General features: G+C 74.0%; 27 protein-coding genes. 11 read left to right on the top strand and 16 right to left on the bottom strand.

Translation table 11 applies throughout. The annotated features are described in order from the left end of the window. Nucleotides 1-8 precede the first annotated feature (8 nt). Nucleotides 9-485: a macro domain-containing protein gene (locus ACWCXH_RS18420; RefSeq protein ID WP_449802466.1), complete on the top strand. Its 477-nt coding sequence runs from the start codon at nt 9-11 to the stop codon at nt 483-485. Here ACWCXH_RS18420 and ACWCXH_RS18415 read toward each other — a convergent pair. Continuing rightward, nucleotides 473-1,042, bottom strand: a complete 570-nt coding sequence (locus tag ACWCXH_RS18415) for an N-acetyltransferase family protein (RefSeq protein WP_449802465.1) — start codon at nt 1,040-1,042, stop codon at nt 473-475. The genes ACWCXH_RS18420 and ACWCXH_RS18415 overlap by 13 nt on opposite strands. 182 nt (nt 1,043-1,224) lie before the next feature. Here ACWCXH_RS18415 and ACWCXH_RS18410 point away from each other — a divergent pair, with 182 nt between their 5' ends. Then, the gene (locus tag ACWCXH_RS18410) at nt 1,225-2,097 is read left to right on the top strand and encodes a TetR family transcriptional regulator (protein WP_449802464.1); all 873 of its coding nucleotides are present in this window, start codon (nt 1,225-1,227) and stop codon (nt 2,095-2,097) included. 75 nt (nt 2,098-2,172) lie between these two features. On the opposite strand, the gene ACWCXH_RS18405 is transcribed toward ACWCXH_RS18410, so the two are convergent. The 6 genes from ACWCXH_RS18405 to ACWCXH_RS18380 form a co-directional block, all read right to left on the bottom strand. Then, nucleotides 2,173-3,453: a GNAT family N-acetyltransferase gene (locus tag ACWCXH_RS18405; RefSeq protein WP_449802463.1), complete on the bottom strand. Its 1,281-nt coding sequence runs from the start codon at nt 3,451-3,453 to the stop codon at nt 2,173-2,175. A 36-nt stretch (nt 3,454-3,489) separates the two neighbouring features. Next, the gene (locus ACWCXH_RS18400; protein WP_449802462.1) at nt 3,490-4,014 is read right to left on the bottom strand and encodes a GNAT family N-acetyltransferase; all 525 of its coding nucleotides are present in this window, start codon (nt 4,012-4,014) and stop codon (nt 3,490-3,492) included. 173 nt (nt 4,015-4,187) lie between these two features. Next, nucleotides 4,188-5,426 (bottom strand): C40 family peptidase, encoded by a 1,239-nt coding sequence (locus ACWCXH_RS18395; RefSeq protein ID WP_449802461.1) that lies wholly within the window; start codon nt 5,424-5,426, stop codon nt 4,188-4,190. A gap of 347 nt (nt 5,427-5,773) precedes the next feature. Continuing rightward, nucleotides 5,774-6,871 carry a hypothetical protein gene (locus tag ACWCXH_RS18390; RefSeq protein ID WP_449802460.1) on the bottom strand — a complete coding sequence of 366 codons (1,098 nt, stop codon included), beginning with the start codon at nt 6,869-6,871 and terminating at the stop codon, nt 5,774-5,776. Nucleotides 6,872-6,960: 89 nt separating this feature from the next. Then, on the bottom strand, nt 6,961-8,832 hold the full coding sequence (locus ACWCXH_RS18385; protein ID WP_449802459.1) for a threonine/serine exporter family protein: 1,872 nt from the start codon (nt 8,830-8,832) through the stop codon (nt 6,961-6,963). Nucleotides 8,833-9,179: 347 nt separating this feature from the next. After that, nucleotides 9,180-10,382, bottom strand: coding sequence for a TetR/AcrR family transcriptional regulator (locus ACWCXH_RS18380; RefSeq protein ID WP_449802458.1), 1,203 nt, complete (start codon nt 10,380-10,382; stop codon nt 9,180-9,182). A gap of 196 nt (nt 10,383-10,578) precedes the next feature. On the opposite strand from ACWCXH_RS18380, the gene ACWCXH_RS18375 reads away from it, so the two are divergent. After that, complete coding sequence (locus tag ACWCXH_RS18375; RefSeq protein ID WP_449802457.1) at nt 10,579-11,736, top strand: acyl-CoA dehydrogenase family protein; 1,158 nt, start codon at nt 10,579-10,581, stop codon at nt 11,734-11,736. A gap of 139 nt (nt 11,737-11,875) precedes the next feature. On the opposite strand, the gene ACWCXH_RS18370 is transcribed toward ACWCXH_RS18375, so the two are convergent. Beyond that, on the bottom strand, nt 11,876-12,142 hold the full coding sequence (locus ACWCXH_RS18370) for a hypothetical protein (protein WP_449802456.1): 267 nt from the start codon (nt 12,140-12,142) through the stop codon (nt 11,876-11,878). A gap of 105 nt (nt 12,143-12,247) precedes the next feature. Between ACWCXH_RS18370 and ACWCXH_RS18365 the strand changes: the two genes are divergently transcribed. After that, a complete protein-coding gene (locus tag ACWCXH_RS18365; RefSeq protein WP_449802455.1) occupies nt 12,248-12,565 on the top strand; it encodes a cupin in 318 nt (105 codons plus the stop codon). A gap of 31 nt (nt 12,566-12,596) precedes the next feature. Here ACWCXH_RS18365 and ACWCXH_RS18360 read toward each other — a convergent pair whose 3' ends face one another. Next, the gene (locus ACWCXH_RS18360) at nt 12,597-13,187 is read right to left on the bottom strand and encodes a TetR/AcrR family transcriptional regulator (protein ID WP_449802454.1); all 591 of its coding nucleotides are present in this window, start codon (nt 13,185-13,187) and stop codon (nt 12,597-12,599) included. A gap of 122 nt (nt 13,188-13,309) precedes the next feature. Between ACWCXH_RS18360 and ACWCXH_RS18355 the strand changes: the two genes are divergently transcribed. Continuing rightward, nucleotides 13,310-14,860 carry an MFS transporter gene (locus ACWCXH_RS18355; protein WP_449802453.1) on the top strand — a complete coding sequence of 517 codons (1,551 nt, stop codon included), beginning with the start codon at nt 13,310-13,312 and terminating at the stop codon, nt 14,858-14,860. Nucleotides 14,861-15,041: 181 nt separating this feature from the next. On the opposite strand, the gene ACWCXH_RS18350 is transcribed toward ACWCXH_RS18355, so the two are convergent. Further along, nucleotides 15,042-15,320, bottom strand: coding sequence for a type II toxin-antitoxin system RelE family toxin (locus ACWCXH_RS18350; RefSeq protein ID WP_449802452.1), 279 nt, complete (start codon nt 15,318-15,320; stop codon nt 15,042-15,044). A 5-nt stretch (nt 15,321-15,325) separates the two neighbouring features. Further along, entirely contained in the window at nt 15,326-15,607 is a 282-nt protein-coding gene (locus tag ACWCXH_RS18345) for a type II toxin-antitoxin system Phd/YefM family antitoxin (RefSeq protein ID WP_449802451.1), read from the bottom strand. 60 nt (nt 15,608-15,667) lie between these two features. Between ACWCXH_RS18345 and ACWCXH_RS18340 the strand changes: the two genes are divergently transcribed. The 4 genes from ACWCXH_RS18340 to ACWCXH_RS18325 all read left to right on the top strand — a co-directional run bounded on the left by ACWCXH_RS18340 (nt 15,668) and on the right by ACWCXH_RS18325 (nt 18,995). Next, nucleotides 15,668-16,303: a class I SAM-dependent methyltransferase gene (locus ACWCXH_RS18340; RefSeq protein ID WP_449802450.1), complete on the top strand. Its 636-nt coding sequence runs from the start codon at nt 15,668-15,670 to the stop codon at nt 16,301-16,303. Nucleotides 16,304-16,436: 133 nt separating this feature from the next. Further along, the gene (locus ACWCXH_RS18335; RefSeq protein ID WP_449802449.1) at nt 16,437-17,006 is read left to right on the top strand and encodes a methyltransferase family protein; all 570 of its coding nucleotides are present in this window, start codon (nt 16,437-16,439) and stop codon (nt 17,004-17,006) included. A 209-nt stretch (nt 17,007-17,215) separates the two neighbouring features. After that, the gene (gene tatA / locus ACWCXH_RS18330; protein ID WP_449802448.1) at nt 17,216-17,494 is read left to right on the top strand and encodes a Sec-independent protein translocase subunit TatA; all 279 of its coding nucleotides are present in this window, start codon (nt 17,216-17,218) and stop codon (nt 17,492-17,494) included. Nucleotides 17,495-17,651: 157 nt separating this feature from the next. After that, entirely contained in the window at nt 17,652-18,995 is a 1,344-nt protein-coding gene (locus tag ACWCXH_RS18325; protein ID WP_449802447.1) for a hypothetical protein, read from the top strand. 231 nt (nt 18,996-19,226) lie between these two features. On the opposite strand, the gene ACWCXH_RS18320 is transcribed toward ACWCXH_RS18325, so the two are convergent. Next, complete coding sequence (locus ACWCXH_RS18320) at nt 19,227-19,481, bottom strand: hypothetical protein (RefSeq protein ID WP_449802446.1); 255 nt, start codon at nt 19,479-19,481, stop codon at nt 19,227-19,229. Next, entirely contained in the window at nt 19,481-19,846 is a 366-nt protein-coding gene (locus ACWCXH_RS18315) for an ATP-binding protein (protein WP_449802445.1), read from the bottom strand. The genes ACWCXH_RS18320 and ACWCXH_RS18315 overlap by 1 nt, the downstream gene beginning before the upstream one ends. Nucleotides 19,847-20,118: 272 nt before the next feature. On the opposite strand from ACWCXH_RS18315, the gene ACWCXH_RS18310 reads away from it, so the two are divergent. Both ACWCXH_RS18310 and ACWCXH_RS18305 read left to right on the top strand, forming a co-directional pair. Then, the gene (locus tag ACWCXH_RS18310) at nt 20,119-20,982 is read left to right on the top strand and encodes a helix-turn-helix domain-containing protein (protein WP_449802444.1); all 864 of its coding nucleotides are present in this window, start codon (nt 20,119-20,121) and stop codon (nt 20,980-20,982) included. Beyond that, nucleotides 20,975-21,166, top strand: a complete 192-nt coding sequence (locus ACWCXH_RS18305) for a DUF397 domain-containing protein (RefSeq protein ID WP_449802443.1) — start codon at nt 20,975-20,977, stop codon at nt 21,164-21,166. Before ACWCXH_RS18310 ends, ACWCXH_RS18305 begins: the two co-directional genes overlap by 8 nt. A 30-nt stretch (nt 21,167-21,196) precedes the next feature. On the opposite strand, the gene ACWCXH_RS18300 is transcribed toward ACWCXH_RS18305, so the two are convergent. The 3 genes from ACWCXH_RS18300 to ACWCXH_RS18290 form a co-directional block, all read right to left on the bottom strand. Then, the gene (locus ACWCXH_RS18300; protein WP_449802442.1) at nt 21,197-22,714 is read right to left on the bottom strand and encodes a protein kinase domain-containing protein; all 1,518 of its coding nucleotides are present in this window, start codon (nt 22,712-22,714) and stop codon (nt 21,197-21,199) included. A gap of 12 nt (nt 22,715-22,726) precedes the next feature. After that, nucleotides 22,727-24,892 carry a bifunctional polysaccharide deacetylase/glycosyltransferase family 2 protein gene (locus tag ACWCXH_RS18295; protein ID WP_449802441.1) on the bottom strand — a complete coding sequence of 722 codons (2,166 nt, stop codon included), beginning with the start codon at nt 24,890-24,892 and terminating at the stop codon, nt 22,727-22,729. 227 nt (nt 24,893-25,119) lie between these two features. Further along, the gene (locus ACWCXH_RS18290; RefSeq protein WP_449802440.1) at nt 25,120-25,845 is read right to left on the bottom strand and encodes a hypothetical protein; all 726 of its coding nucleotides are present in this window, start codon (nt 25,843-25,845) and stop codon (nt 25,120-25,122) included. Nucleotides 25,846-25,921 lie beyond the last annotated feature (76 nt).

Here is a 25,921-nt window from a genome sequence, read left to right as displayed (position 1 = left end):
TTTCGGACATGTCGACCATCACGTATGTCCGAGGCGACGCCACCGCGCCCCAGGCCAAGGGCGTCAAGGTGATCGCACACGTCTGCAACGACCTCGGCGGCTGGGGCAAGGGCTTCGTCCTCGCCCTGTCGAAGCGCTGGCCCGGGCCCGAGGCGGCGTTCCGGCGCTGGTACCGGGAGCGGGCGGGGAACGACTTCGGGCTGGGCGCGCTCCAGTTGGTGCAGGTCGAGCCGTACGTCTGGGTGGCCAACATGGTCGGCCAGCGCGGCATCAGGACCGGGCGCTCCACCGGCGTGCCGGTGCGCTACGAGGCCGTCGACATCGCGCTTGCCGCCCTGGGCGAGCGGGCGGCCGAGCTCGGCGCCTCCGTCCACATGCCGAGGATCGGCTGCGGACTGGCCGGCGGGCGCTGGGAGCGGGTCGAACCGCTGGTGCGGGCGCGGCTCGTGGAGCGGGGGGTGCCGGTGACGGTCTACGACTGCTGAACGTCCGCCGGGCGCCTGTCCGCCGACTCGTCCGCCGGCCAGGTGTACACGTACTCGGGCAGCACGTGGCCGCCAGGGAACACGCCCTCCTGCTCGGCCGTCCGTCGGCCGCCCTCACGTTCGTAGAAGGCGACCGCGCGGGTGTTGTCCCGCAGCACCTCCAGGTAGAGGGCGGCCCCGGGGTGCCGTACGGCGACGTATGCGCGTGCCTCGGCCAGCAGGGCACGGCCGATCCCGCCGCCGGTGCTGCCGGGCCGGACGTGCAGGTTGTCGAGCAGCACCCGGCCTTCCGGTTGTGGCACGAGGTAGGCGAACCCGACGAACTCCCCGGCCCGTTCGGCGATCAGCAGCTCGGGCGTGTCGGCCGGATCCCCGTAGTCGGCGGTCAGCCGCAGCGCCCACAGCTCGCGGCGCTGGGCGGCCAGCCCGTCGCCGAGCGCCTCGGCGGGGACGATCCCCCGGTACGCCGTGCGCCAGCTGAGCGCGTGGAGGTCGGCGACGGCCTCGGCGTCGCTCGCCCCACCGCGCCGGATGGTGGTCTGCTCGGAACGGATCACGTGACAAGCCTCCCACACCCCAGAGTTGAACATGTTCAATCCCGCCCGCTACAGTTCCGGCATGCTTTTGAACACGTTCGAAAGAAGCGGGGGCGGGGCGGCGGCACCGGATGCGGAGGGGGCATCCGGTGCCGCACGCACCGACACCGGCTGGAGTCCGGTCTCCGGCTAGGCTCGTGCCCGTGGCAGACCTGGAAGCGAGCAACGGAACGGGCGGGACGACCGGAGCCGCCGGAACGGACCGGACGGCCGGCACGGACGGCACCGGCGACACGACCGAGGCGCCGACCGCGCCCCGCACGGAGGGCTCGGCGGCACCGGCCGCGGCACCGCCCGCCGAGTCCCGGGGCAGCCGCGCCCAGCCGAAGACCGACAAGAGCGAGGCCACCAGGGCGCTGATCCTGGAGACCGCGATGCGGCTGTTCCAGGAGCGCGGCTACGACAAGACCACCATGCGCGCCATTGCCGCCGAGGCGGGCGTCTCGGTCGGCAACGCCTACTACTACTTCTCGTCCAAGGAATTCTTGATTCAAGGGTTCTACGACCGGATGACGTACGAGCACGCCGCCGACGCCCGGCGGCGGCTGGCCGGCACCCGGGACTTCGCGGAGCGCCTGGAGATCGCCGTCGCCTCGTGGATCGACTGTGCCAAGCCGTACCACGAGTTCGCGGCGCAGTTCTTCCGCACCGCGGCCGACCCGAACAGCGCGCTGAGCCCGTTCTCCAACGAGTCCCACCCGGCCCGGGCCACCGCCGTCGAGCTGTTCCGCGAGGTGCTCACCGGCTCCGACCTGGCGCCGAAGCTCGACGCCGAACTCGCCGAACTGCTGCCGGACCTGCTCTGGCTGAACCTGATGATCGTCGTCCTGTACTGGGTCTTCGACCGCACCGAGGACACCGAGCGCACCCGGCAGTACGTGCACCGCTCGACGCCGATGGTGGCCCGGATCATCAACCTCTCCCGCTACCGGGTGTTCCGGCCGATCGTCCGCGACGCCAAGGGCCTGATCCAGGACTTCATCCTGCCCACCATCGGCAGGACGGCCGGCCAGTAGCCCGCCGCACAAGGCGCTTGGGATCGCCGGGAGCCGGCCCACTCGCTCGTGGACCGGCTCCCGGGCGACGCGGGCTCAGAAGGTGTCCGGGTTCCAGGCCAGCAGCGGGGTGCGCAGCAGCAGGTCGGCCGCCGCGGCCGCGCCCGGGCGCAGCTCGGTGACCAGGCCGGCCGCGGCCAGCCGCGGGAGCGTCTCACCGCCCAGGTAGAGCGTGCCCAACTCGGAGGCGCCGAGGGCGAGATCGGCCGCGTCGCCGGTCGGCGTGCATCGGCCGGTGCCGTCGGCGGCGACCTCGATCGCCCAGCGGCCGGCCGCGAAGCCGTGCCGGTCCTCGACCTCCAGCACCACGCGCCCGGGCGCGCCGTACGTGCGGGCGTTGAAGGCCTTCGCGACGTCGAGCACGCGCAGCCAGGTGAAGTCGGCGTTGTCCACGTACGGGGTGGCGGCGCGCGGGTCCTGGAGGAGCAGCGGCAGCGGGTCGTCCGGGCCGATGTTCTCGATGACGACCTTGCGCACCCAGTCGACGGAGAGCACGAACCGCCACAGCCCGGCCGCCGTCGCCCGGTCGAGGGCGAGGAAGTCGACCACGGTGAGCGTGCAGTTCGGGTAGCTGCCGTCCCAGGTGTCGTCGACCCGGTAGACCACCAGGCCGGTGGCGGTGCCCTCGGCGTCCCGGTGGACGGCCGCGAACGGCTCCTTGAACTCGAAGCCCGGCACCGTGGTCTCGCCGGTGAAGCGCTTCCACCACAGCTCGTCGCGGGCGAGCGCGCCGGGCTGGGTGAGCCGCCAGCGGTCGTGGAGCTCGGCGCCGACCTTGCGGAGCTCCGCCATGGTGACGAAGTCGATCCGCCCGCCCGGGACGGTGGGCAGGCCGTCGCGCAGGCCGCGGGTGCGGTTGAGGTCGACGTTCCAGCCGTGGCCCCGGGTGGCCGGGCCGAAGCCGTACCGGCCGTAGATGTTGTACTCGGCGGCGATCAGGACGGCGACCGCCGAGCCGCGCTCGCGGGCGGCGGTCAAGTCCCGCCGCATCATGGCGCTGAGCAGGCCGCGGCGGCGGTGCGTGGCGCTGACCGTGACGGCGGTGACGGCGTCGGCCTGGACGGTGGCGCCGCCCGGGACCGTCAGCTCGACGTCGAAGCTGCGGAAGGTGGCGACGCAGCGGCCCTCGTCGAAGCCGCCGAGCACCCGCCCCGGCCGCCACTGCAGGCGGCGGAACTCGGCGGCGCTCTCCACGTGCGGGCGCAGGAAGCCGAGGGCGAGCGCGCGGTCCCACGCGGCGACCTCGTCCTCGGAAATCGCGCGGATCTCAATCCCGTTGACCGTCTCGACGGCCCCTTCGTCGGTCGTGTCGCCCATGGGGCCACCGTACGACCGGGCCCCGGTGACGGCACCTCATTTATTCGTGCCCCACCCGACGTGCTCCCCCGGCACCACCGCCCAGTGCCGGCAGTGCAGCACGCGGTCCGCGAAGTCGACGTCGCGCTCGCCGAGCGGCCGGAACCCGAGCGCCCGGCAGATGCCGTTGGACGGCCCGTTGGTCACGGCCGGGAACGCGTGCACCTCGCCCCAGCGGCCGTCCCGCGCGGCCGCGTCCAGCAGTTCCCGGACGGCCGCCTTGGCGAGCCCGCGGCCCTGGAACTCGGGCAGCACCATCCAGCCGACCTCGGAGACGGCGGCGCCGTCCTCCTCGTACGACCAGAGCGCGATCCCGCCGGCCATGACCTCCCCGGCGCCGTCCGGCACGACGATCGCCTTGATCCACGACCGGTCCTCCGCCACCTCCGACACGTCCTTGCGCAGCCGCTCGACCACCTTCTCCTCCGGCAGCGGCCCGCCCAACTCGGCCATCATCACGGGATCGCACCGCATCCGCACGTACGCCCCGGCATCGCCCTCTTCGACATTCCGCAGCCGCACAAACGCCTCCTCGCCGACGATCGGAACCCCCACGCTAGCCACGGCCACCGACAGGTCGCGCAAACCGCTGGTGCGGGCGGTCGCGTCCTGGAATCCGGAGCGGCGTGCCGCTGCGCTTCCGGCGGGAGGAGCTCCGGAACCCGTCCCGACGGGGCCACGAGGAGCCCCGCACGCTACGGGCGGGCGTAGAAGTCGGGGGTGCCCATGATCCAGAGGCTGGCCTGCTTGACGGGCATGCCGACGCGCGGGGCCTCGATCATCTGGTCGTCGCCGATGTAGAGGCCGACGTGGTGGATGTCGGCGGCGCGGCCGGTGTCGGTCCAGAAGACGAGGTCGCCGGGGCGCAGGTCGCTGTAGCGGACGGGGGTGCTCTGGGCGTACTGGTCGGCGGCGAAGTGGTTGAGCTGCCTGCCGCCCGCGCGCCAGGCCATCATCGTCAGGCCGGAACAGTCGTAGCCGGCCGGGCCCTCGCCGCCCCAGATGTACGGCAGGCCGATCTTCGACCGGGCGAAGGCGACGGCGGCGGCCGCGGCCTCCGGGGACCACGGGCGGGCGGGCGGTGCCGCCGGGATGGCCCTGGCCGCGGCTGCGGCGGCCGTTTCGGCCCCGGCCTGTTCGGCCGCCGCCTTCTCGGCGGCGGCCTCGGCCTCGCGGGCGGCGATCGCCTCCAGGGCGTCGTGGCGCTGCCGCTCCAGCTCGACGGTGGTGTGCCGGGCGGCGGCCAGGTCGGCGAGCAGCTGCTCGCGGCGGCGGCCGATCGCGAGGACCTCGCTCTGCTGCGCCGCCAGCCGCTCCTCGGCCCGGCCCCGCGCGGCGCCGACCTCGGCGGCGGCCCGCCCGGCGGCCTCGGTGGCGGTCCGGGCGGCGTCGGAGGCGCGGCTCGCGGCGGCGGCCGTGGCGGTGGCGGCGTCGAGGACCTGCCGGGTGCGGTCGCTCGCGACGCCGATCGCGGTGGCGCGGTCGCCGAGCTCGCGCGGTCCGCGCGCGCCGAGCAGGGCGTTGAGCGCGGACAGTTCGGCGCCGGCACCCTGCCGATACGTTTCGGCGGCGAGCCGGGCGGCGTCCTCGAGCGCGGCGACCCGCTCGGCCTCGGCCGCGGCCGCCCGCTGCGCGGCGGCGGTCTCCTCGGTGCGGGCCCGGGTGAGCGCGAGCCGCGCGCCGTTGTAGGCCTCGACGGCCTGCTCGGCGCTGCGCCCGGCCCGGTCGAGCTCGATCCGGGCGGCGGCCAGCCCGGCCTCGAGGGCACCGACCGAGACGGCCTTGCGGTCGGCCTCGGCCCGGGCCCGGTCGACGTCCTCGGCGGAGGGGTACGGCTCCGGGTCGGCCGGGGCGGCCTGGGCGGGGGCGGCGGGGAGCAGCCCGAGCACGGCGGTGAGGGAGAGCAGGAGGGTCGGCAGGAGCCTGCGCACCACGGGACATCCCTTCGGCTCGGACCGGACGGGTCACGGGTCGGACGCGTCGCGGTCGGACGGGTCACGCGGTCGGACGGCCGCCTGCCGGACGGGCCGCCCACCGGGCGAGCCGGTGACCGGGCGGCCACCCGCCGGACGGGGTGCGGATGCGCGGCTGCGCAGCGCACGGACGGGAGGCGGCAGGGCGAACGGCCCGGCGATGCGCCCGAGGCGTGACGATGCGGTCACTCGCTGCTCATGCTCTCAAGTCGGCCGCCGTTCACGCGCGGAATACGCGCCGCCGGCCGGGTGATTATCGGATGATCCGATCAGCACTCAACTCCGGCCACGCGAAAGCGGTGCGCGAACTAGCGGTGGATCCGACGGGTGTGGGTCCGCAGGTAGGGGTGGCGCTCGGGCCGGGGCTCCAACCCGGTCGGCCGCACCCCGTACGTCCGACTGCGTCCGGCCCGGATCGTCCGGCGCCGCTGCTCCGCCCGGCGGCCCTGCCCGGGCTCGCCGCCGGACGCCCCGTACGCCGGGCCCTCGTGCGCGGTGGCGGCGGCCGAGGCGGTGCCGGTGCCCTTGGCGTAGGCGGCGGCCGAGCGGCGGTCGGCGAGCCGCGCCGAGCGGCGGGCCAGCGCCCGGGCGGCGTGGGCGTCCAGGTGGGCGGTGGCCCGGGCGGCCATCCGCTCGGCCACCCGGTGGGCGGCGGGGTGGTTGGCGGGCACCTTGTCCGGCGCGCCGGCGATCAGGTCGAAAAGCCAGGTGCGGGCCCGGTCCGCACGCCGGTGGAGGAGTCGCTCGCGCCGGAGCGCGCGCGCCCGGCGGCGGGGGCGCGTGGCGTACCGCCAGCGGGCCCACGGGCTGCTCGACCGGGCCAGCCGGATCGCGCCGATCCAGGAGAGGCCGGGGACCATGATGCCGAGCAGGCCGGTCCACACCTTGCCCTTGAGCAGGGTGATCACCGAGGCCAGGGCGTTGACCGAGATCACCGTGATCAGCCCCCACCTGGTCTCCTGACCGGGCACCACGCCGAGCGGCACGTACCCGACCAGCAGCAGGGCGGTGAACAGGATCCCGAAGATCACCGCGTCCACCGACTTGCGGCCCTGCTCGCTCCAGTACACGTCGTCCAGGTGCAGGATCAGCGCGAACTCGTCCAGCACCAGGCCGCAGCCGATGCCGAAGAACAGCCCGAACCAGCCGATCCACGGGTGCCCGCCGTAGGTGGCGAACACCCCGATGCCGCCGACCAGCAGGAAGCCGAGGCCGAACACCATGTGGTGGATGTGCAGGCCGCCGGGCGTGACGTTGCCGGGCCACCACCGCACCTTGGCGCGGATCATCCGCACGCTGAACCGGATGAACACGAAGGAGGTGATGAACCCGACCAGCAGCAGGAACAGCGGTTGTTTGTGCGCGGCGACGATGTGCTCGCGGTAGCTGTCCAGCAGTGTGGTCATGGGTCTTACCTTCGTTCCTGGTCCTGCGTCCTGCCTGCCGTGACGTGGCCCGGAGCCCAACACCGCTCCAACACCGGCCCGACGGGCGGTCAGAAGCCGCGGGTGCGCTTGGCGGCCCGGCGGGGCACGACCGGGTACAGCGAAGGACGCTCGACGCCGACGGGGAGCTTCATGAACAGCCGGGCGATCTCGCCACCGAGGTTCACCCCGATGGCCAGCGCCATCGCGATCGCGGCGGCCCGGGTGATCGACACCAGCCCGGCGCTGGAGTGCCCCTGGGCGAAGGCGAGCATCCCGAGGTAGAGCGCCGAACCGGGCATCAGCGGGCCGATCGCCGCCGTCACGTACGGCAGCGCGGAGCCGCTGCGGTAACGCGCCATCAGCTGGCCGAAGAGGCCGACCAGACCGGCCGCGACGCCGGTGGCGACGATCGGGGAGACGCCCGCGTTGTGGACCAGCGCGCCGTAGCTCGCCCAGCCGATGCCGCTGTTCGCGGTGACCAGGGCGAGCGTGCGGCGGTCGGTCTGCAGCAGCATCGCGAAGGCGAGGGTCAGGACCATCGCGGCCACCATCTGGACCGGCGGGTAGCTGATCCCCACCAGGCTCTCGTCCGGCCGCAGCCTCGCCTCGAAGCCGACGCCGAGGTAGAGGATCAGCATCACGCCGATCACGATGCCCGCGACCAGGTAGATCACTTCCAGCAGGCGCGCGGCGGCGGTGATGTAGAAGCCGGTCAGGCCGTCCTGGACGGCGGCGACCAGGGCCCGCCCGGGCAGCAGCGCGAACAGGCCACCGGTGATCACGACCGAGCCGCGCAGGCCCCAGTCGTTGAAGGACAGGATGATCCCGGAGGCGGCGGCCGGCATCGCCGCGGCGACGAACTGGTAGAACTCCGGCAGCCGGCGCCGGGCGAGCGCGGAGGCCAGCCGGTCGCCGAGCACGGCCGCGATGAACGCGCTCGCGAAGACCAGCCCGGCCTTGTCGTCGATCCGCCCGCCGACCAGGAAGGTCGCCGCGCCCGCCAGCAGCCCGGTGGTCAGCGCGAGCAGCCAGGCCGGGTACGGGTGCCGGTTGCGGCGGATCTCGGCGAGCCGGCGGTAGGCGTCGTTGACCGTGACCCGCTCCGCCGTGATGTCCGCGACCAGCTCGTAGACCGCGTTCAGCCGGGTGTAGTCGGAGGTGCGGCGGCGCACCACGCGGTCCGCGGTGACCGGCGGCTCGACCAGCGAGGGCTGGTGCGATATGCCGATCAGGGTGAAGGTCACCTGCGGCTCGCAGTGGTCCAGGCGGTAGGCGTGCGCGATGCCGAGCATCGCCGCCTCGACGTCCTCGGCGGCCTCGCCGCTGGCCAGCAGCAGCTCGCCGATGCGCAGCGTCAGGTCGAGGATGCGGGGGACGTTCCGGGCCGCCGAGGGGTGCAGCTCGCGGGCCGTCCGCTCGAACGCGGGGCGCTCGGACATCGGGGTGCGCAGGAGTGTGCGCATCCGGTCCGGCCAGGGCGCCTCGCCGGGCGCGCCGGGGGTCAGCTCCGGGACGGGGATGCCGGTGGGCGGGGTGTAGCCGGCGGCCCGCCACTCCTCGGGGGTGAGCGTGTCCTCGGCGACCGAGCGGCGGCGCGGGCGGGCGTCGGTCGACGCGGCGCCGGACGACGCGGCGGCGTCCGGCGCCGTGTCCTCCTGCCGTGCGCCGGACGGCCTCGACGGCAGCGCCAGGGACGGCGAGAGCTGCGGCTGGGGGGCCACGGGCTCCGGGGTCAGCAGGCCCCTGGTCTCGGGGACGGGCGGCGCGAGCGGCACGACGGTGGTCGGCTCGACGACCGGGGCGGGATGGCCGAGCAGGCCCTCGGTGGGCGGCGCTTCGGAGGGGTGGACCGGCTGGACCGGCGGTGTGCGCCGCGCCTGACGAGCCGCTCGGCCTCCCCTCGCCCGCTTGCCCCCGCCCGGTCGGCCCCGCTTCGGCACTTCCGCTCCTCGCCACCCCTGGTGGCACCGGGCCACCGATCGATCTCCGGTTACACCTTGCCTGATCGAACAGCCGGACGCACATGTACGTCGCGTCGGGTGACCTGCGCTGCGGGCGCCTACCCGGCGCGGTGCCGGGCGCCGGCGGACCCGCCGGAACGGCGGACCCGCAGCAGTTCGACCACCACCGGGATCACCGAGACCAGCACGATGCCGGCCAGGATCGCCTCGCAGCAGGGCGGGAGAAGGTTCCCCGGGCCCGGGGTGGGCGCCGGGCCCGGGGTGGGCGTCAGAGGCCGTAGCGTTCGACGATGTCCTCGTGGCGGGAGGCGCCGGCGCCGGCGGCCTCAGGACACGCCGAGGACGGCCCGGGCGAGGCGCAGGAGGCAGTCGCCGAGGTCGGCGCGGGCGCTGTGCGGGCGGTTCCGGACGCCGTCGTTGACCAGGGCGAACAGCGCGTGGACGCGGATCCGGGCCGCCGCCGCGTCGTAGTCCGGCCGCACCCGGCACAGCAGGCCGACCCAGGTCCGCAGGAAGTCCCGGCGGAAGTCCACCGCGACGCGGCGGTCGGGCGGGGCCAGCCGCTCCGTCTCGCTGAGCATCGCGCCCAGGTAGTCGCCGTTGCGCCGTGCGAAGCCGACGTACGCCGCCAGGCCGGCCGCCAGCGCGGCCTCTCCCTCCTTGCCCGCCGACGGGCAGGAGGGGCCCAGCCCCGCCGCGGCCGAGATCGCGCCGTCCACCTCGTGCCACAGGCGCTCGCGGCTGCGGACCAGCGAGGCGGCGAGCAGCTGCGCCTTGCTGTCGAAGTGCCGGTACACGCTGGGGCCGGAGATGCCGACGGCGGCGCCGAGCTGCTCGGTGCTGACGTTGTCGAAACCGCGCTCGTGGAACAGCCGGACGGCCGCCGCGAGCAGCTCCTCGCGCCGGGCCTGCGGGCGGGGCGCGGCGGCTTCGGCGGCGGTGCCACCACTGCCGGTACCGGTGCCACCGCTGCCGGCCCCGGTGAAGGACACCGCGAGAACGGCCGCGACCACCTCGCGCAGCACCGCCTCGGCCCGCCGGGGCTGCGGCGCCGCCGACTGGTAGGAGAGCCCGGCGCAGGCCGACAGCGCCGACCAGCAGAGCAACTCGGCGTCCGCGTCCGGCAGTTCCGGGCGTTCGGCGCGCAGGACGGCGCTCATCGCGGCGACGTCCGCCCGCAGTTCGCGGCGCAGGGCCGCCCGCCGGGCCGGCGGCAGCAGCCGGGCGTCGCGCTGCACCAGGGTGCCGAGCGGCCGGTGCCCCACGGCGACGGCGGCCAGCGCCGCGCCCAGCCCGGCGGTGGAGTCGGCCGCGCGGAGCCCGTCGGCGAGCGCGTCCAGGCCGAGCCGGACGGCGCGGTCGAGGAGTTCGGGCTTGCCGCGGAAGTGCCGGTAGAGGGCGGGCGCGGTGATGCCGACGCCGGCGGCCACCTCGGTCATCGAGACCTGGTGGTAGCCGCTGCGGTGGAAGCGGTCGGCCGCCACGGCGAGTATCTGGGCGCGCCGCCCCGGGGGCCGTCGGACCACCATGCTGCCGCCCCTCCCGGTTCCTGCCGCCCTGCCGAGGGAAGGCTAGCAAGGATTCACTTGTCATGGCCGTGGCCCGGTGTTCACCGGGCGGTCCGCTCCGTGCCGACCCTGGACAGCCGAAGCTACCCGGGATTAACTTGTGGGGCCATCACCTGGCACCTTCAGCCGTGACCGGCACCACCGAAGGGAGCGCCCCGTGCGCCGCACCGTGTTCACCGAGGACCACGAGGCCTTCCGGGAGACCATCCGGGACTTCATCGCGAACGAGGTCGTCCCGGTCTACGAGAGCTGGGAGGCCGACGGCCACCCCCCGCGCGACTTCTACCGGCAGCTCGGCGCGCTCGGCGTCTACGGCATCGAGGTACCGGAGGAGTACGGCGGCGCCGGCGAGAGCGGTTTCAAGTACCAGGCGGTGATCGCCGAGGAGACCGCCCGCGCGGGCGTCAGCTTCGGCTCGTCCGGGGTGCACACCGGGCTCGTCCTGCCGTACCTGCTGGAGTACGCCACCGAGGAGCAGAAGCGGCGGTGGCTGCCCGGCTTCGTCTCGGGCGACATCATGACCGCGATCGCGATGACCGAGCCGGGCACCGGCTCCGACCTCGCGGGCATCACCACCAGCGCGCGCCTCTCCGAGGACGGCACCCACTACGTCCTCAACGGCGCCAAGACCTTCATCACCGGCGGCGTGCTGGCCGACCTCGTCCTGGTGGTCTGCCGCACCTCCCCGTACGACCCGGACAACCGCCGGGGCGGGCTCTCGATCCTCTGCGTGGACACCGGGTCCGAGGGCTACACCGTCGGCCGCAAGCTGCAGAAGATCGGCCTGCGCACCTCGGACACCGCCGAGCTGGCGTTCAGCGACGTCAGGGTGCCGGTGGAGAACCTGCTCGGGGAGGAGGGCAGGGCCTTCACCTACCTGACCCACAACCTGGTGCAGGAGCGGCTCGCGATCGCGGTCGGCGCGTACGCGGCGGCCGCGGCGGCGGTGCGGTTCGCGCTGCAGTACGTCAAGGACCGGAAGGTGTTCGGCAAGGCCGTCGCCGAGTTCCAGAACACCAAGTTCACCCTCGCGGACTGCGAGGCCCAGGTGGTGGCGCAGCAGTCGATGGTGGACCGCGCGCTGGAGCTGTACCAGCAGGGCGAGCTGACCGTGGCCGACGCGGCCGCCGCGAAGCTGTTCTGCACCGAGTCGGCGTCCACCGTCATCGACAAGTGCCTCCAGCTGCACGGCGGTTACGGCTACATCCTGGAGTACCCGATCGCCCGGCTCTACACCGACAACCGGGTCTTCCGGATCTACGGCGGCACCAGCGAGGTCATGCGCAGCATCATCGCCAAGTCGCTCGGCCTGTAGGCCGGCTGTCGGCAGGTTTCCCAGCTGCGGCGGGCCGCACCCCCATGGCGGCCCGCCGTGCCCGTCCGGTCGCCGCGGCCGGCCGCTCCGACCAGGTGGGGTGCACGGGCGGGGTGCACGGGCGGGGTCGCGGGCGGGGTCAGTTGGGCGACCCGTGCTCGGCGCGCCAGGCCTGCCAGCCGGCGACGGAGGCCACCCGCGCCTCGTGCAGCGCCCGTTGGGCCAGGGCGGTGGGCGGGGTCTCCCGGCTGCGGACCCAGTCGCGGCCCGCGGCGGCCAGCGCCACGCACACCATCGCCACCCCGGCCGCGCCGAGCACCGAGCCGATGCCGGTGAGCACCGCGCCGCCGATCAGCAGCGGGCGGTTGACCTGGAACCCGCTGAGGTAACTCTCGTTGGTCGCCATGCCTCCACGATGCGGGCACTGGGCGGGGCCCGCACCCCGAACGGCTCCGGGTGCGGGAGCCCCCGGCGTCCGCCAACCTGGGCTCACAGGCAGGAGGACGCCGCGATGCCCGATCTCGAACAGCTCGCCGTGGAGCACGCCGCGAAGGCCGCCGAGAGCCCGCACGGGCGCAGCGCCCACCTCGTGCTGCACGACGGGGTGCTGCGGCAGACCGTGATCGCCCTGACCGGCGGCACCTCGCTGGACGAGCACACCCCGCCCACCGCCGGCAGCGTGCAGGTGCTGCGCGGCCGGGTGGCGCTGACGGTGGCCGGGCAGCACCAGGAGCTGTCGACGGGCCAGCTGGCGCCCGTCCCGCAGGAGCGGCACGGGCTGCTGGCCCACGTCGACTCGGTGGTGCTGCTGACCGTCGTCACGACGTGACGGCCACCGCGTGACGGCCACGGCGTGACGGTCACCGCGTGACGGGCTCCGGCACGCTCGCCGCGACCAGCCGCAGCCCGCGCAGGAAGTCCCGTCCGGACGGCGCGAGTTCGGGCGCGGCCAGCCACTGGGCGACGTACCCGGCCAGGAGGGTCTGGTAGAAGGAGCCGCGGGCGAGCTCCTCCTCGGTGTCCGGCACCTCGGGCAGCCCCTGGAAGAGCGCGGCGAGGCCGAGCCGGCCCTCCCTCTGCGCCTGCGCGAGCGCCTGTGCCAGGTCGGGCTCGTGCCCGGCCTGCGCGAGCGCCTCGAACTGGGCCGCCCAGAGGCCCCGGTGCTCGACGAAGACGCCCTTGAGGCCCTCCCACACCGCGACGAAGCGCTCCTCGGGGTCCTCCGAGGCCTGGTTCGCGGCGATGACGACGGCACCCAGGGCCATGCCCATCTCCCCGATCGCCTCGATCATCGCCGCGTTGAGCAGCGCGTCCTTCGAGCCGAAGTGGTAGCCGATCGCAGCCAGGCTGACGCCCGAGGCGGTGGCGATGTCCCGGGCCGTGGTGCGGCCGTAGCCCTTCTCGTACAGGCAGCGCTTGGCGCCCGCCATGAGGTCTTCGCGGTTTCCCATACTCCGATCCTACGGAAGTGCTGCACAGATGTCTTGCACCTCCGTCTTGCACTCTCGTCTTGCACAAGCGATTGACACGTTCGTACTAGACAAGTGTCTTGAACGTCCGTACGGTACTTCCCATGACCGCAACCACCGGCCGCGCGGGCCGTCGTGAATGGATCGGCCTGGCCGTCCTCCTGCTGCCGACCCTCGTCCTCGCCATGGACATGGGCGTGCTGTTCTTCGCCGTCCCCTACATCTCCACGACGCTCGCCCCCAGCGGCACCCAGCAGCTGTGGATCATGGACATGTACTCGTTCCTGCTGGCCGGCCTGCTCATCACGATGGGCGCGCTCGGCGACCGGATCGGCCGCCGCCGGCTGCTGATGACCGGCGCGGCCGGGTTCATCGGCGCCTCGCTGCTGGCCGCCTGGGCCGACAGCGCCGGACAGCTGATCGCCGCCCGGGCCCTGCTCGGGGTCGCCGGGGCCACCGTGATGCCCTCGACGCTCGCGCTGATCCGGAACATGTTCCACGACCCCAAGCAGCGGCAGATCGCGCTCGGCGCCTGGGGCGGCATCCTCACCGCGGGCGCCACCCTCGGCCCGGTGGCCGGCGGCCTGCTGCTCGACCACTTCTGGTGGGGCTCCGCGTTCCTGCTCGCCGTCCCGGTGATGGCCCTGGTGCTGCTCGGTGCCCCCGTGCTGCTGCCCGAGTACCGCTCCACCGCACGCACCGGCCGCTTCGACCTGCTCGGCGCCGTGCTCTCGATGGCCGCGATCCTGCCGATCGTCTACGGCGTGAAGACCCTCGCGGTGGACGGCTGGAGCCTGCTGCCCGCCCTCGCCGTCCCGGTCGGGCTGCTGCTCGCCGCCGCGTTCGTGTGGCGCCAGCGCACCGCCGCCGAGCCGCTGATCGACCTGGGCCTGTTCCGCATCCGCGAGTTCAGCGGGGCCGTCGGCGTCAACGCCGTCGCCATGTTCGCGATGATGGGCTTCACCCTCTTCACCTCGCAGTACCTGCAACTGGTCAAGGGCATGAGCCCGTTCACCGCCTCGCTCTGGTCGCTGGTGCCGAGCGTCGGCGTCGGCGCGGCGGTCGGGATCGGCTCGGCGCTCGCCGGGAAGGTCCGCCCGGCGGTGCTGATGGGCGGCGGGTTCCTGGTCGGCGCGGCGGGCTTCGCGATGATGACGCAGGTCGGCGCGGGCTCGCCGCTCGCGCTCATCCTCACCGCGGCGGGCGTGCTGGCCGCCGGGACGGTCGGCACCATGACGATGACCGCGGAGATGGTCGTGTCCGCCGCCCCCGCCGAGCGGGCCGGCGCCGCCTCGGCCACCTCCGAGACGGCGGTCGAGCTCGGCAGCTCGCTCGGCATCGCGCTGCTCGGCGCGGCGGGCGCCGCGGTCTACCGCCACCAGCTGGTCGGCGCCCTCCCGGCGGGCGTGGACGGCGAGGCCGCCCGCGCCGCGCGGGACACCCTCGGCGGCGCGGCCACCGTCGCCGCCCACCTCCCGGGCCGGCTGGGCGCCGACCTGCTCGCCACCGCCCGGGCCGCGTTCACGGACGGGCTGCACGTGGCGGCCGTGGTCGGCCTGGTCTTCGCCCTCGGCGCCGCCGTCCTGGCCTACCGCCTGATGCGCCACCTCCCGGCCGCCGCCCCCGCCCCGGCCCCGGAACCGGCCGGCGTCTGACCCCACCCGGGCCGGAGCCACGCATCGGGGAAGCCCCGCCCACTCGGGCGGGGCTCTCCGCCGTTCCCTGTCCCGTAAACTGCCCGCGGCCCTGCGTCGGCCGGCGCCGATACCCCTGAGCGCCGGCCCGTTGTGGAGGGGACCAGCCGTGTTCGAGCCGGGCCAGGGCGGGGGCAAGGCGCTAGAGGCTCCGGTACACCTCACGCCGGTTGTCGACAGCCATGACCCAGACGATCAGCACCCCGTCCCCGACGGTGTACACGACGCGGTAGTCCCCCACCCGCAGTCGCCATCGGGCGTGGTGCCCCTGGAGAGCCCTGACGTCGAACCCCGAGGTGTCGCCGCCGTCCAGCGCCCGCTGGAGTTCGGCCAGGCGGTGGAGGATCCGGAGGGCCTCCGGCCTGGGCACCTTGAGGAGGTCCCGTTGCGCGCGCGGGCTGAAGCGCGTGACGTGCCCCATCGCGGTCAGCCGTGGTGTTCGCGGAGCATGGCGGCCATCTCCTCCAGCGAGACGGAGCCGTCGAAGCCCTCGGCCACCGCCTCGTCGGCGAGACGGTTGAGCCAGTCGTCCTCGGCCCGCTCCGCGACCTCCTTGAGGCGCTGGTACTCGGCGATGTCGATCACCACGGCCTCCTGCTTGCCGCGTCGCGTGATGATCGTCGGGGTCTCGTCACGGCGGGCTCGGTCGATCACGTCCGCCAGATGGCTCCGGACCTCGGCCATCGATTCGATCACCGGTTCAGTCATGTCGCAAATGTAGCAGTTGTACATCTGTTGCAGCCCGAAGCAACGTGCCAGGGTGGGGCCATGGTTGCTGATCACGCGCGGGTGCGCGGGAGTTACGACACGGTGGCGGAGGAGTACCTCGGGCGGATCGGGGGCGAGTTGGCGCACAAGGCCGTCGACCGGGCCCTGCTCGGGGTGGTCGTGGAGGAGGCCGCCGGCGGGGTGGTCGCGGACCTCGGGTGCGGGCCGGGGCACGTGGCGGGGTGGCTGGCCGGGCGCGGGGCCGAGGTCGTCGGGATCGACCTCTCCCCCCGCATGGTGGAGCTGGCCCGCCGCGAGCACCCGAAGGCCGCCTTCCGCGCCGGCGACCTGCTCGACCTGCCCGCCGGGGACGGGGAGTTCGCGGGGGCCGTGGCGCTCTACTCGGTGATCCACCTGGAGCCCGACGAGCTGGCGCCCGCGTTCGCCGAGATGCGGCGGGTGCTGCGGCCCGGGGGCGTCCTGCTGGTCTCGTTCCACCTGGGCACCGAGGTACGGCGGCTGGACGAGTGGTGGGGGCACGAGGTCGACGTGGACTTCCACTTCCTGCAGACGGACGCCGTCGCCACGCACCTCGCCGCGGCCGGGTTCGCCGTCGAGGCCCGGCTGGAGCGGGAGGGCCTGCCCGAGGAGGCCCCGACCCGCCGCGGCTACCTGCTGGCACGGCGGACGGACTGAGGCTCCACCCGGGGGTGGAAGCGCTCGCGTCCACCCCCGGGTCCGTGCGGGGCCGGCCGGGCAGGAGGAGCGTGGTGGGGACGTGGCCCCCGTCCGCGGCCCGTCCCGTGGTCCCCGAGCGTCAGGAGCCCCCATGTCCCTGCCGAGCCTGCTCTCCGTCCTCGGTGTCCTGTGCTGGGCCGGGTACGAGTTGCTGCTGCGCCGCCGCGAGGACTCCGCCGCCGGCACCTGGCGCGCGGACGACCGCGACCGCGGCTCGACCCGGCTGCTGCTCGCCTGCTACGCCGTCTCCGTCCTGGCGGTGGTCCTCTTCGGCCGCGCGTCCGTCGGCGAACTTCCCGTCGGGGCGCGCTGGTTCGGCGTCGCGCTGATCGCCGCCGGGCTGGCGCTGCGGGCCTGGGGCATGCGCGCCCTGGGCCGGTTCTACACCCGCACCCTGCGCACCGTGGACACCCAGCAGGTCGTCCGCACCGGCCCGTACCGGCTGATCCGTCACCCCGGCTACTGCGGCAGCCTGCTGGTGTGGACGGGCTACGCGCTCGGCCTGGGCAGCTGGCCGGCCACCCTGGTCGTCCTCGCGCTGCTGCTCGCCGCCTACAGCTGGCGGATCGCCGCCGAGGAGCGCCTGCTGGTGTCCGCGCTGGGCCCCGCGTACGCGCAGTACCGGCGGGAGTCGAAGCGGCTCGTCCCCTTCGTCTACTGAACCCGGCCTTCGCCCACTGTGACCTCCGACACCCCTGGCCGCCAAGGTCGGAACAGGGTGCAGGCACTCGCGGTCCGCTTGAGCGGCACCTGGTTTTCGACCAGCGTTTCCCGGCCGGTGTATCCGTTCCGCGTCAAGTCCAGGCATACTGGCCGGACGGGTACTTTGCCCTCCCGTGACTCTAGACAAGAAGGGACCGGTGGCCAGGGATGCTGCGGAACGGTCTTGAGCCCTGGCACATCTTGGTGGTGCTGGCGATCGTAGTCCTGCTGTTCGGATCGAAGAAGCTGCCGGAGATGGCCCGCGGCCTCGGGAAGTCGATGCGCATCCTGAAGGCGGAGACGAAGGCGATGCGCGAGGACGACACCCCGGCCGACGCCGCGGGCACCGCGCAGAGCACCGCCCAGCAGCCGGCCGACCGCCCGGCCGTCACCCCGACGAACATCACCACGGCGGCCGAGACCAAGCGGCCCGAGACGACCGCCTGAGTCAAGCCGGACCTTCCGGAAGCCCCCGGCCCCGTCCCCGTGACGGAGCCGGGGGCTTCCGCCGTTCCCGGGCCCCGTCGTCCCGGAATCCCGAGTGGCCGTCCGCGGTGATCCGTTGTCTCCTGGGAGGCACCGACCGGAGGAACGGAGTCACCGCATGCCGCCCGACGAACCGTCCGACGGGCCGCCCGGCGACACGTCCGGCGAACCGCCCGGCGAACTGGCCGACCTGCGGGCCCGGCTGAGCGCCGTGGAGGCCCACGAGGCGCGGCTCGCCGAGGAGTTGCGAACCCGCCCGCCGCACCACCGGGTGCGGTCCTCGTTCGCCGTCCTGCTGATCCTGCTGGCCTTCCTGCTGACGCCGCTCGGCGCCGTCGCCGTCTGGGCCAAGTCGCAGATCTCCGACACCGACCGGTACGTGGCCACGATGGCCCCGCTCGCCCGGGACCCGGCCGTCCGGGCCGCCGTCACCGACCGGGTGACCGACGAGATCATGAAGCAACTCCCGGTCGACTCACTGCTCGCCGACATCGCGCCGGACGACCGGCCCAAGCTCGGCGCACTGCTGGGCAGCATCGGCCAGGCCCTCGACAGCGGGCTCACCGGCTTCGTCCACACCCAGGTCGAGCGCGTCGTGGACAGCGACGCCTTCGCCGCCGTCTGGACGGACGCCAACCGGGAGGCGCACGCCGCGATCGACCGGATGCTCACCGGGCAGGGCGGCGGCGCCGTCCAGATCAAGAACGACACCGTGGTGCTCGACCTCGCCCCGCTGATCGCCCGGGTGAGGACCGCGCTCGTCGACCACGGGCTGTCCATCGCCTCGCGGATCCCGGAGATCCACACCTCGTACACGCTGGTGCAGTCGGACGCCGTCCCCACCCTGCGCACCGGCCTGCGGGTGCTCGACGTGGCCGGCTTCTGGGTGCCGGTGCTGGCCGTGGCCTGCGCGGTCGGCGGGGTACTGCTGGCCGTCCGGCGCCGCCGGGCGGTGGTCGCGGCGGCGCTCGGCATGGCCGGCGGGGCGCTGCTGCTGGGCGTCGGGCTGAGCGTGTTCCGGGCCGTCTACCTGGACGCGCTCCCGGCGGGCGTGGACCAGGCCGCCGCGCACGCCGTCTACGACACCCTCGTGCGGTACCTGCGCTCCACCGTCCGGGTGGTGATCGCGCTCGGGCTGCTGGTCGCGCTGGGCGCCTGGATCAGCGGCTCCGGACGGTGGGCCGGGACGGTCCGCGGGCTGTGGCGGGCCGGGCTGGGCGCGGTGCGGAGCACCGCCGAGCGGGCTGGGCTGCGGCTCGGGCCGGTCGGGCGGTTCGTGCACCGCTGGAAGGCGTGGCTGGGCTGGGCGGCGGTCGCGGGGGCGGCGCTGGCCTTCGTGCTGTGGAGCTACCCGACGGCACTGGTGACGCTCTGCCTGGCGCTCGGGCTGGTGGGCGTGCTGGCGGTGCTGGAGCTGCTGGACGAACCCGGCCGGACGGACGGAGCCGTGGGCTCGGCCTGAACGGAGCAGGCGCGCGGGCGGGACGGCGTCCCCGGCGATCCACAGCAATGCCGAGAGACGGATTGGCTGGCAGGGCTGAATCCGGCGCGGCGGGCCTGTGCACGCGACCCGCCACACTTCCGGTCGGTCAGCTGCCCTCGTCCGGCGGCCGGGTCGCGCGGAGGGCGGTGATGACGCCCAGGGCGACGGTGGCGATCGCGAGGGCGAGGAGGACGGCGAAGGCGGTGGGGATCAGGAATCGCACGAGATCTCGCGTTCGGCGTCGAGGAGGAGGGTGAGGAGGTTGAGGAGGGTTGAGGCCGGGGCGGTGTTGAAGCGGACGAGGACCCGGCCGTCGATGGTCCTGTCGGTGTCGGCGGAGGGCCAGATCAGGCCGAACTTCTTTCCGCGCTCCTGGACTTCGGCGAGGAGGGTACGGATGTGGTCGTCGGAGTAGTGCCGGATCCGCGGGTCGGTCGGCTTCATGGGGTGGCGGCGGAGGGACATCAGGCGGCGTCCAGCTCGCACTCGAACCAGACCGACTTGCCGCGCTCCTGCGGGTCGACGCCCCAGCGGCTGGTGAGGCCTTCGACCAGTTGGAGGCCCCGGCCGGACTCGGAGAGGAGGGCGGGGGTCCGCGGGCCCGGGAGCACGGGGCTCTCGTCGGAGACGGAGACCCGGAGGACCTTGTCGAGGAAGAGGATGTGGACGATCGGCGCGGGGGTGTCGCCGTGCCGCCAGGCGTTCACGAGCAGCTCGCAGAGGGCGAGTTCGGCGTCGAAGGTGGAGGAGGGGGGCCAGCCGGCGCGGGTCATCGCGTCGCGGAGGGACTGACGGGTGAGGGCGAGGGAGGGCGTGTTGAGGTGACGCATGGGAGGACTCCCGGGCGTGGTGTGGAGTGGTGTCGGAGAACCGGCGGATACGTCGCCGTGAGCCAGGCCAGGCGGAAGGCATGACTGCTCTGCGGTGCTACGGAATAGCGTTACTGACGATCCGTCGGATCGATATGACATCGACCATAGCGCACGACGCCTGAGTTTTTAGGCGTGGACCTAAAAGTTCCCTCTACCGTGAAACCCAGCCCAGATGGACCTGTTGAACGCCAGCGCGGCACACTGGCCCCAGCACCGACAGAGAGGACGCCATGGCCCTTCGCTCCAATCCGACCCTCCGTCAGCGCCGGCTCGGCACCGAGCTGCGGAGGATGCGGGAGCAAGTCGGCCTCGGCGGTAGCCAGCTCGCCCGCATTCTCGGAATCAGTCCCGGCCAGATGACGCAGATGGAGACAGCAAAGATCGGCGTCAGCCCCGAGCGCCTGCGGACCGTCGCCTCGGCCTGCAACTGCGCCAACCAGCCGTTGATCAACGCCCTCGCCAACATGGCCTCCGAGCGGGAGAAGGGCTGGTGGGAGGAGTATCGCGGCGCCCTGACCATCGACTTCCTTGAGGTGGCGGAGCTCGAAAGCCGTGCCACGCGGCTGACCATCTGCACGACCACCTACATGCCTGGCCTGCTCCAGACCAGCGACTATGCCTCTGCCGTGTTCGCCCGGATCTTCCCTCCCCTGCCACCGGAAGACATCGACACCAGGACAGCCTTTCGACTCAAGCGACAAGAGGTCGTCCGCTCCGGTGCTGTGCCCTTGCAGGTATTCGTCCACGAGGCAGCGTTGCGGATGCAGTTCGGCGGGCCCAAGGTCCTCGCCGGTCAGCTTGATTCACTTCTCAAAGACTCCGAGCAGCCCGGCATCTCGGTCCGCGTCGTACCGTTCGCCGTCGATACCTTTCCCGGCTCTGGCGAGAACCTCACATTCGCCGAGGGGCCAGTCCCTGAACTGGGAACCATCCAGATGGATGTAACCCAGGGCGCACTCTTCTTCGACTCCCCAGCGGACCTGACCAAGCACCGAGCGATCTTCTCTCGCCTGGACTCCACGGCGCTTCCCGAAGAAGGATCACGCGATTTCATTCGATCCGTCATGAAGGATGTGAAGGCCAGCTATGCGTAGGTCAGAGTGGCAGAAGTCCAGCTTCAGCGCCGCGAACAACGAGTGCGTTGAGGTCCGTACGGCCGCCGGGCTGGTCGAACTCCGCGAGTCGGACGAAGGCGAAACCATCCTCCGCACCACCCCTGCTCGCCTCGCCACCCTCCTCCGAGCCATCAAATCCGGCGAACTCCGCCACCACGCCTAACCGTCACGGCCTCTCGCGCATGGCCGGGCATCAGTCGTCCGGGTTGTCGGCCGCCGCGTGGAGGGCGGTGAAGAGCGCGCCGAGGCGGGCGTTCCAGTCCTTGCTGGTGGGGCCGTCGATGGCGTGCTTCTTGCTCAGGTCGCGGACCAGCTTCTGGGCGTCCCTCAGATCCTGGGTGGCGTCGTCGGGTCCACCCTCGTTGAGACGGGCGGCGGCGTCGTCCAGGACGCGCAGGAGCTCCACCTGACGGTCGCGGTCCTTGCCGCCGATCTGCGTCTGGGCGACGGCCTGGCGGAGGGCGTTCAGCTGGGCGGCCGGGGGCTGGTTGCGCGGGACGGTCGGGGTGGCGGCGGGCGGGCCGGCCGCCGTGGTGGGCGCGGCGCCCGGGGCGGTGGTGGCCGCGGGCGCGGGGGCCTGGGCGGCGGGCGCGGTGGCGGCCGGCCTGCGGGCGGCCGCGTTGCCGGCCGGCTCGAAGGCGGTGAGGGCGATGGCGGCGACCCCGGCCAGGCCGGCCACGCCCAGCGCTCCCAGGACGAGCGGCTTGCGGCTGCGGGTGGCCCGGGCAGGGGCGGGGGCGGGTGGCGCCACCGGGACGGGCGCCATCAGGGAGGTGGCAGCGGGAGCTTGGGGCGGGAGCACGGTGGTGTGCTGCTGGTTCGACGGGACCGGCGGCAGCGCCTGGGTCGGCGCGGCGGTGGCGAGCAGCTCCGCCGTCGGGTCGCCGACGACCAGCCCCGGGACGGTGGCCAGGAGTTCGACGCGGGCGGCGGAGGCATCGGCGGGCCGCTCGGCCGGGTTCTTGGCGAGCAGCCGCAGCACCGCCGCGTCCAGCGCGGGCGGCAGCCCGGGGCGCCGTGCGGACGGCGCCGGCGGCTGTTCGCTGACGTGCTTGAACGCGATCGCCACCGGGGTCTCGGCGGTGAACGGGGTCTCGCCGGTCAGCATCTCGCTCAGCACGCAGCCGACCGCGTAGAGGTCGGTGCGGCCGTCCAGCTCGGAGGCGGTGGCCTGCTCGGGCGACAGGTACGCGGCGGTGCCGAGCACCATGGCCGTCTGGGTCAGGTTGTTGGACGAGCCGGCCCGGGCGATGCCGAAGTCGACGACCTTCACCCCGCCGTCGTCGGTGATCATGATGTTGCCCGGCTTGATGTCGCGGTGCACCAGCCCGGCCGCGTGCGCGACCGCGAGCGCCTCGCACACCGCCGCCGCGATGCCGACGGCGCGCTCCACCGGCAGCTGCGGCTGCTGCGCGAGCACTTCCGCCAGCGAGCGCCCGTGCACCAGCTCCATGACGATGTACGGCGAGCCCTGGTCCATGCCCGAGTCGAAGACCATGACGATCCTCGGGTGCACCAGCATCGCGGCGTGCTGCGCCTCCCGGGAGAACCGCTCGGCGAAGCGCGGGTCGTCGGCGAGGCCCCCGTTGAGGACCTTGACGGCCACCTGGCGTCCCAGCACGCGGTCCACGCCGCGCCAGACGGTGGCCATGCCGCCGACGCCGAGTATCTCGACGAGTTCGTAACGCCCGTTGAGCGCCCGTCCGATCATCTGGGACTCCCCTCACGTGCCGTGCCCGGGGTTCCGGGCCGCCTCGTGCACCCGTGCACGATAGCCGCCCGCGCCGGCCGGCTCCGGAGGAGTGCCCGGTGCGGCCGCGGCGGCCGTGCCCTGGAGGCTGCCGTAGCGCTGCATCCGCTGCCAGCGCAGCCGGGAGCCGGCCAGCGCGGTGAACACCGACTGGATCACCACCAGGTACATCAGCTGCCGGTACACGAACTGCTGCAGCGGCAGGCTCCACAGCGGGCCCATGCGCTCCTTGTCGAGCCGGAACGCGTACGCCCCCATCAGCACCTGCACCAGCAGGAACGCCGCCCACACCCCGATGATCCGGACCGGGTCCAGGAACGCCAGGCCGTACAGCGCGAAGACGTCCACGACCGGAGCGAGCAGCGGCAGCAGCACCTGGAACATCAGCAGGTAGAGCAGGCCGCGCCGGCCCAGCTTCCCCGCCTGTCCGCCCTGGACGAGCGCGCCGCGGTGCTTCCACATCGCCTGGAGGGTGCCGTAGCACCAGCGGTAGCGCTGGCGCCAGAGCGCGCTCAGCGAGGCGGGCGCCTCCGTCCAGGCCTTCGCCCCCTCCTCGTACACGACCCGCCAGCCGTCCCGGCACAGGGCCATCGTGAGGTCGGTGTCCTCGGCCAGGGTCTCCTCACCGACCCCGCCGACGGCGAGCAGCGCGGAGCGCCGGAAGGCGCCGACCGCGCCCGGGACGGTCGGCATGCACTCCGCGAGGTCGAACAGCCGGCGGTCCAGGTTGAACCCGACCACGTACTCGATGTGCTGCCAACGCCCCAGCAGGCCACCCCGGTTGACCACCTTGGCGTTGCCCGAGACGGCGCCGACCGACGGGTCCGCGAACGGCTGCACCAGCTTCCGGACGGCGTCCGGCTCGAAGACGGTGTCGCCGTCCACCATCACCAGCAGCTCGGCCCGGGCGGCGGCGATACCGGTGTTGAGGGCGGTAGGCTTGCCCGCGTTCTCCTGCCGGATCACCCGCACGTACGGCAGGTCCAGCGACTCCACCAGGTCGGCGGTGCCGTCCGTGGAGCCGTCGTCGACCACGATCACCTCGACCGGGTGGTCGGAGGCCAGCAGCGAACGCACGGCCGGCTCGATCCCGGCGACCTCGTTGTAGGCGGGCACGATCACGCTCACCGGTTCGGTCACCGGCGGGCCCCAGCCGCGGCGGCGCAGCCGCTTGTGCCGGACGGCGGCCACCACCACGGCCACCGCGCGCAGCATGCTCACCGCGCCCGCCGCCCACAGCAGCCAGCCCAGGACGGTGAGCACCCAGTCGCCGGCCCACATCAGCCAGATCAGTGCCAGACCCTGCCAGTGGTCGCCCGCCCCGGCCGGCCGGACCGGGTCGGGCAGGCCGACCGCGTCGCTGACGGTGGTGAAGCGGAAGCCGCGCGCCTTGAGCCCGGACAGCACGTCGGGCAGCGCGGCGACGGTCTGCGAGCGGTCGCCGCCGGCGTCGTGCATCAGCAGGACCTGGCCCTGGCTGCCCGTTCCGGCGGTGGCGTTCTTGACGATCGTGCCCACGCCGGGGCGCTGCCAGTCCTCGCTGTCCTGGGTCGTGAGGACGGTCAGGTAGCCCTCGCGCCCGGCCTGCTGGACGGCGGACCAGCCCGGGTCGTCCAGGGCGTCGGCGGTCGAGGAGTACGGCGGGCGCAGCAGGGAGCTCGTCACGTCGGCCGCCCCGGCCAGGGTCAGCTGGGCCTCACGCAGTTCGAGCGTGCGGCGCCAGGCGGAGGCGGCACCGAGGTCGGTGTGGGTGAAGGTGTGGACGCCGACCTGGTGGCCCTCGGCGACCATCCGCCGCACCAGCTCGGGGTGGGCGGCGGCCTGGGTGCCGACCAGGAAGAAGGTGGCGTGGACCCCGGCCTGGTGCAGGACGTCGAGGATCCTCGGGGTCCAGCGCGGGTCCGGGCCGTCGTCGAAGGTGAGGGCGATCGTGCCGGGCTTGGGGGCGGCGCTGCGGGGCGTGCCGCCGCCGGTGTCGATCACCGGGCCGCCGGTGCGGATCGCCTCGGGGACGGTGCCGGCGGCGGCCTGTACGGCGTCGCCGTCCGGGCGGTTGTCGTACAGGTGCTGGGTGTAGCCCTGGAAGAGCAGGGTTGCGGAGAGGGTGAGCAGGACGACGGCCAGCAGCGCCCAGTGCATGCGCAGGGGCCGCTGACGGGGCACTCCGCGCCGGCCCCGACGGGCGGCCGGAGCGGGGGCGGGCTTTCTTCGGCGGCGGGCTGCGCTCACGGGGCGGGTGCTTTCGGGAGTGAGGGGCGGGCGGTGTCCGGGCACGGGGGACCGGCGCGGCGCGGGGCGGTGCGCTGCGCGGACGGCGGGGGCCGGGTGTCGGCCGCTGTCAGGGGGTCGGGGTCAGGAGGTCGGGGTCAGGGGATCAGGGCGGGCTTGGTCGGCTTGCCCGGCGGTTCGCTCGGGCGGCCGTGGCCCGGTGTCGGAGTCGTCGTGGGGGCCCCGGGGCCGGTACCGCTCCTGCCGGGTGGCTGGGCGGCGGTGGCCGACGGCGAGGGGGCGCCGGACGCGCCGCCCGGAGCGGCCGGGGCGGCGGCCTGGGTGGGGGCGGCCGGGCCGGTCGGGGTGGTCGGGTGGTGGGCGCCCGTGGGCGGCCGGACGGAGACCGGCTGGACGGAGTCCGGGCGCGCCGTCTCGGAACCGTCCGGGATCGGCTCGGCCGGCGCGGTGGCGGCCGTCGGCCGGGGCGTGGGCGCGGCGGCCGCCGGCGGCTGCGGCAGCGGCAGGAACGGAGCGTTGACGGTGGGCCCGCCGAGCACCGTGGAGACCAGCAGCCCGAGGTAGCCGACGGCGGGGACGGCGAGCAGGACGGCCAGTCGGCGCACCCGCCGACGGCGGCGGCCGGAGGAGTCCACGAACACCGGTGCCGCGGTGGGGTCGACGGCCCCCGGAGCCGGCGGCTCCGGGGGTGCCGGGGCCACGACCGCCGGGAGTTCGGCGGTGTCGGCCTCCAGCGGGGCCGGGAAGGCCGACATCGCCGGGAGGAGAGCGGTCAGGGCGGCCTCCGGAGAGGGGGAGGCGGCCGGGGAACCGGGCAGCGGATCCCCGACCGCCGGCTCGTGGTCGTACTCAGTGACGGTCACGGTCGGTCCAGGTCTGGTCTGGGTGGAACTCGGGTGTGTGGCCCGCCCGGACTGCGGGCGGGCGGGCCACACGTTC

This window comes from Kitasatospora sp. NPDC001660 (genome assembly GCF_053596725.1).
The sequence above is the reverse complement of the archived record's forward strand: the minus strand, read 5'-3'. Positions and strand labels throughout refer to the sequence as shown.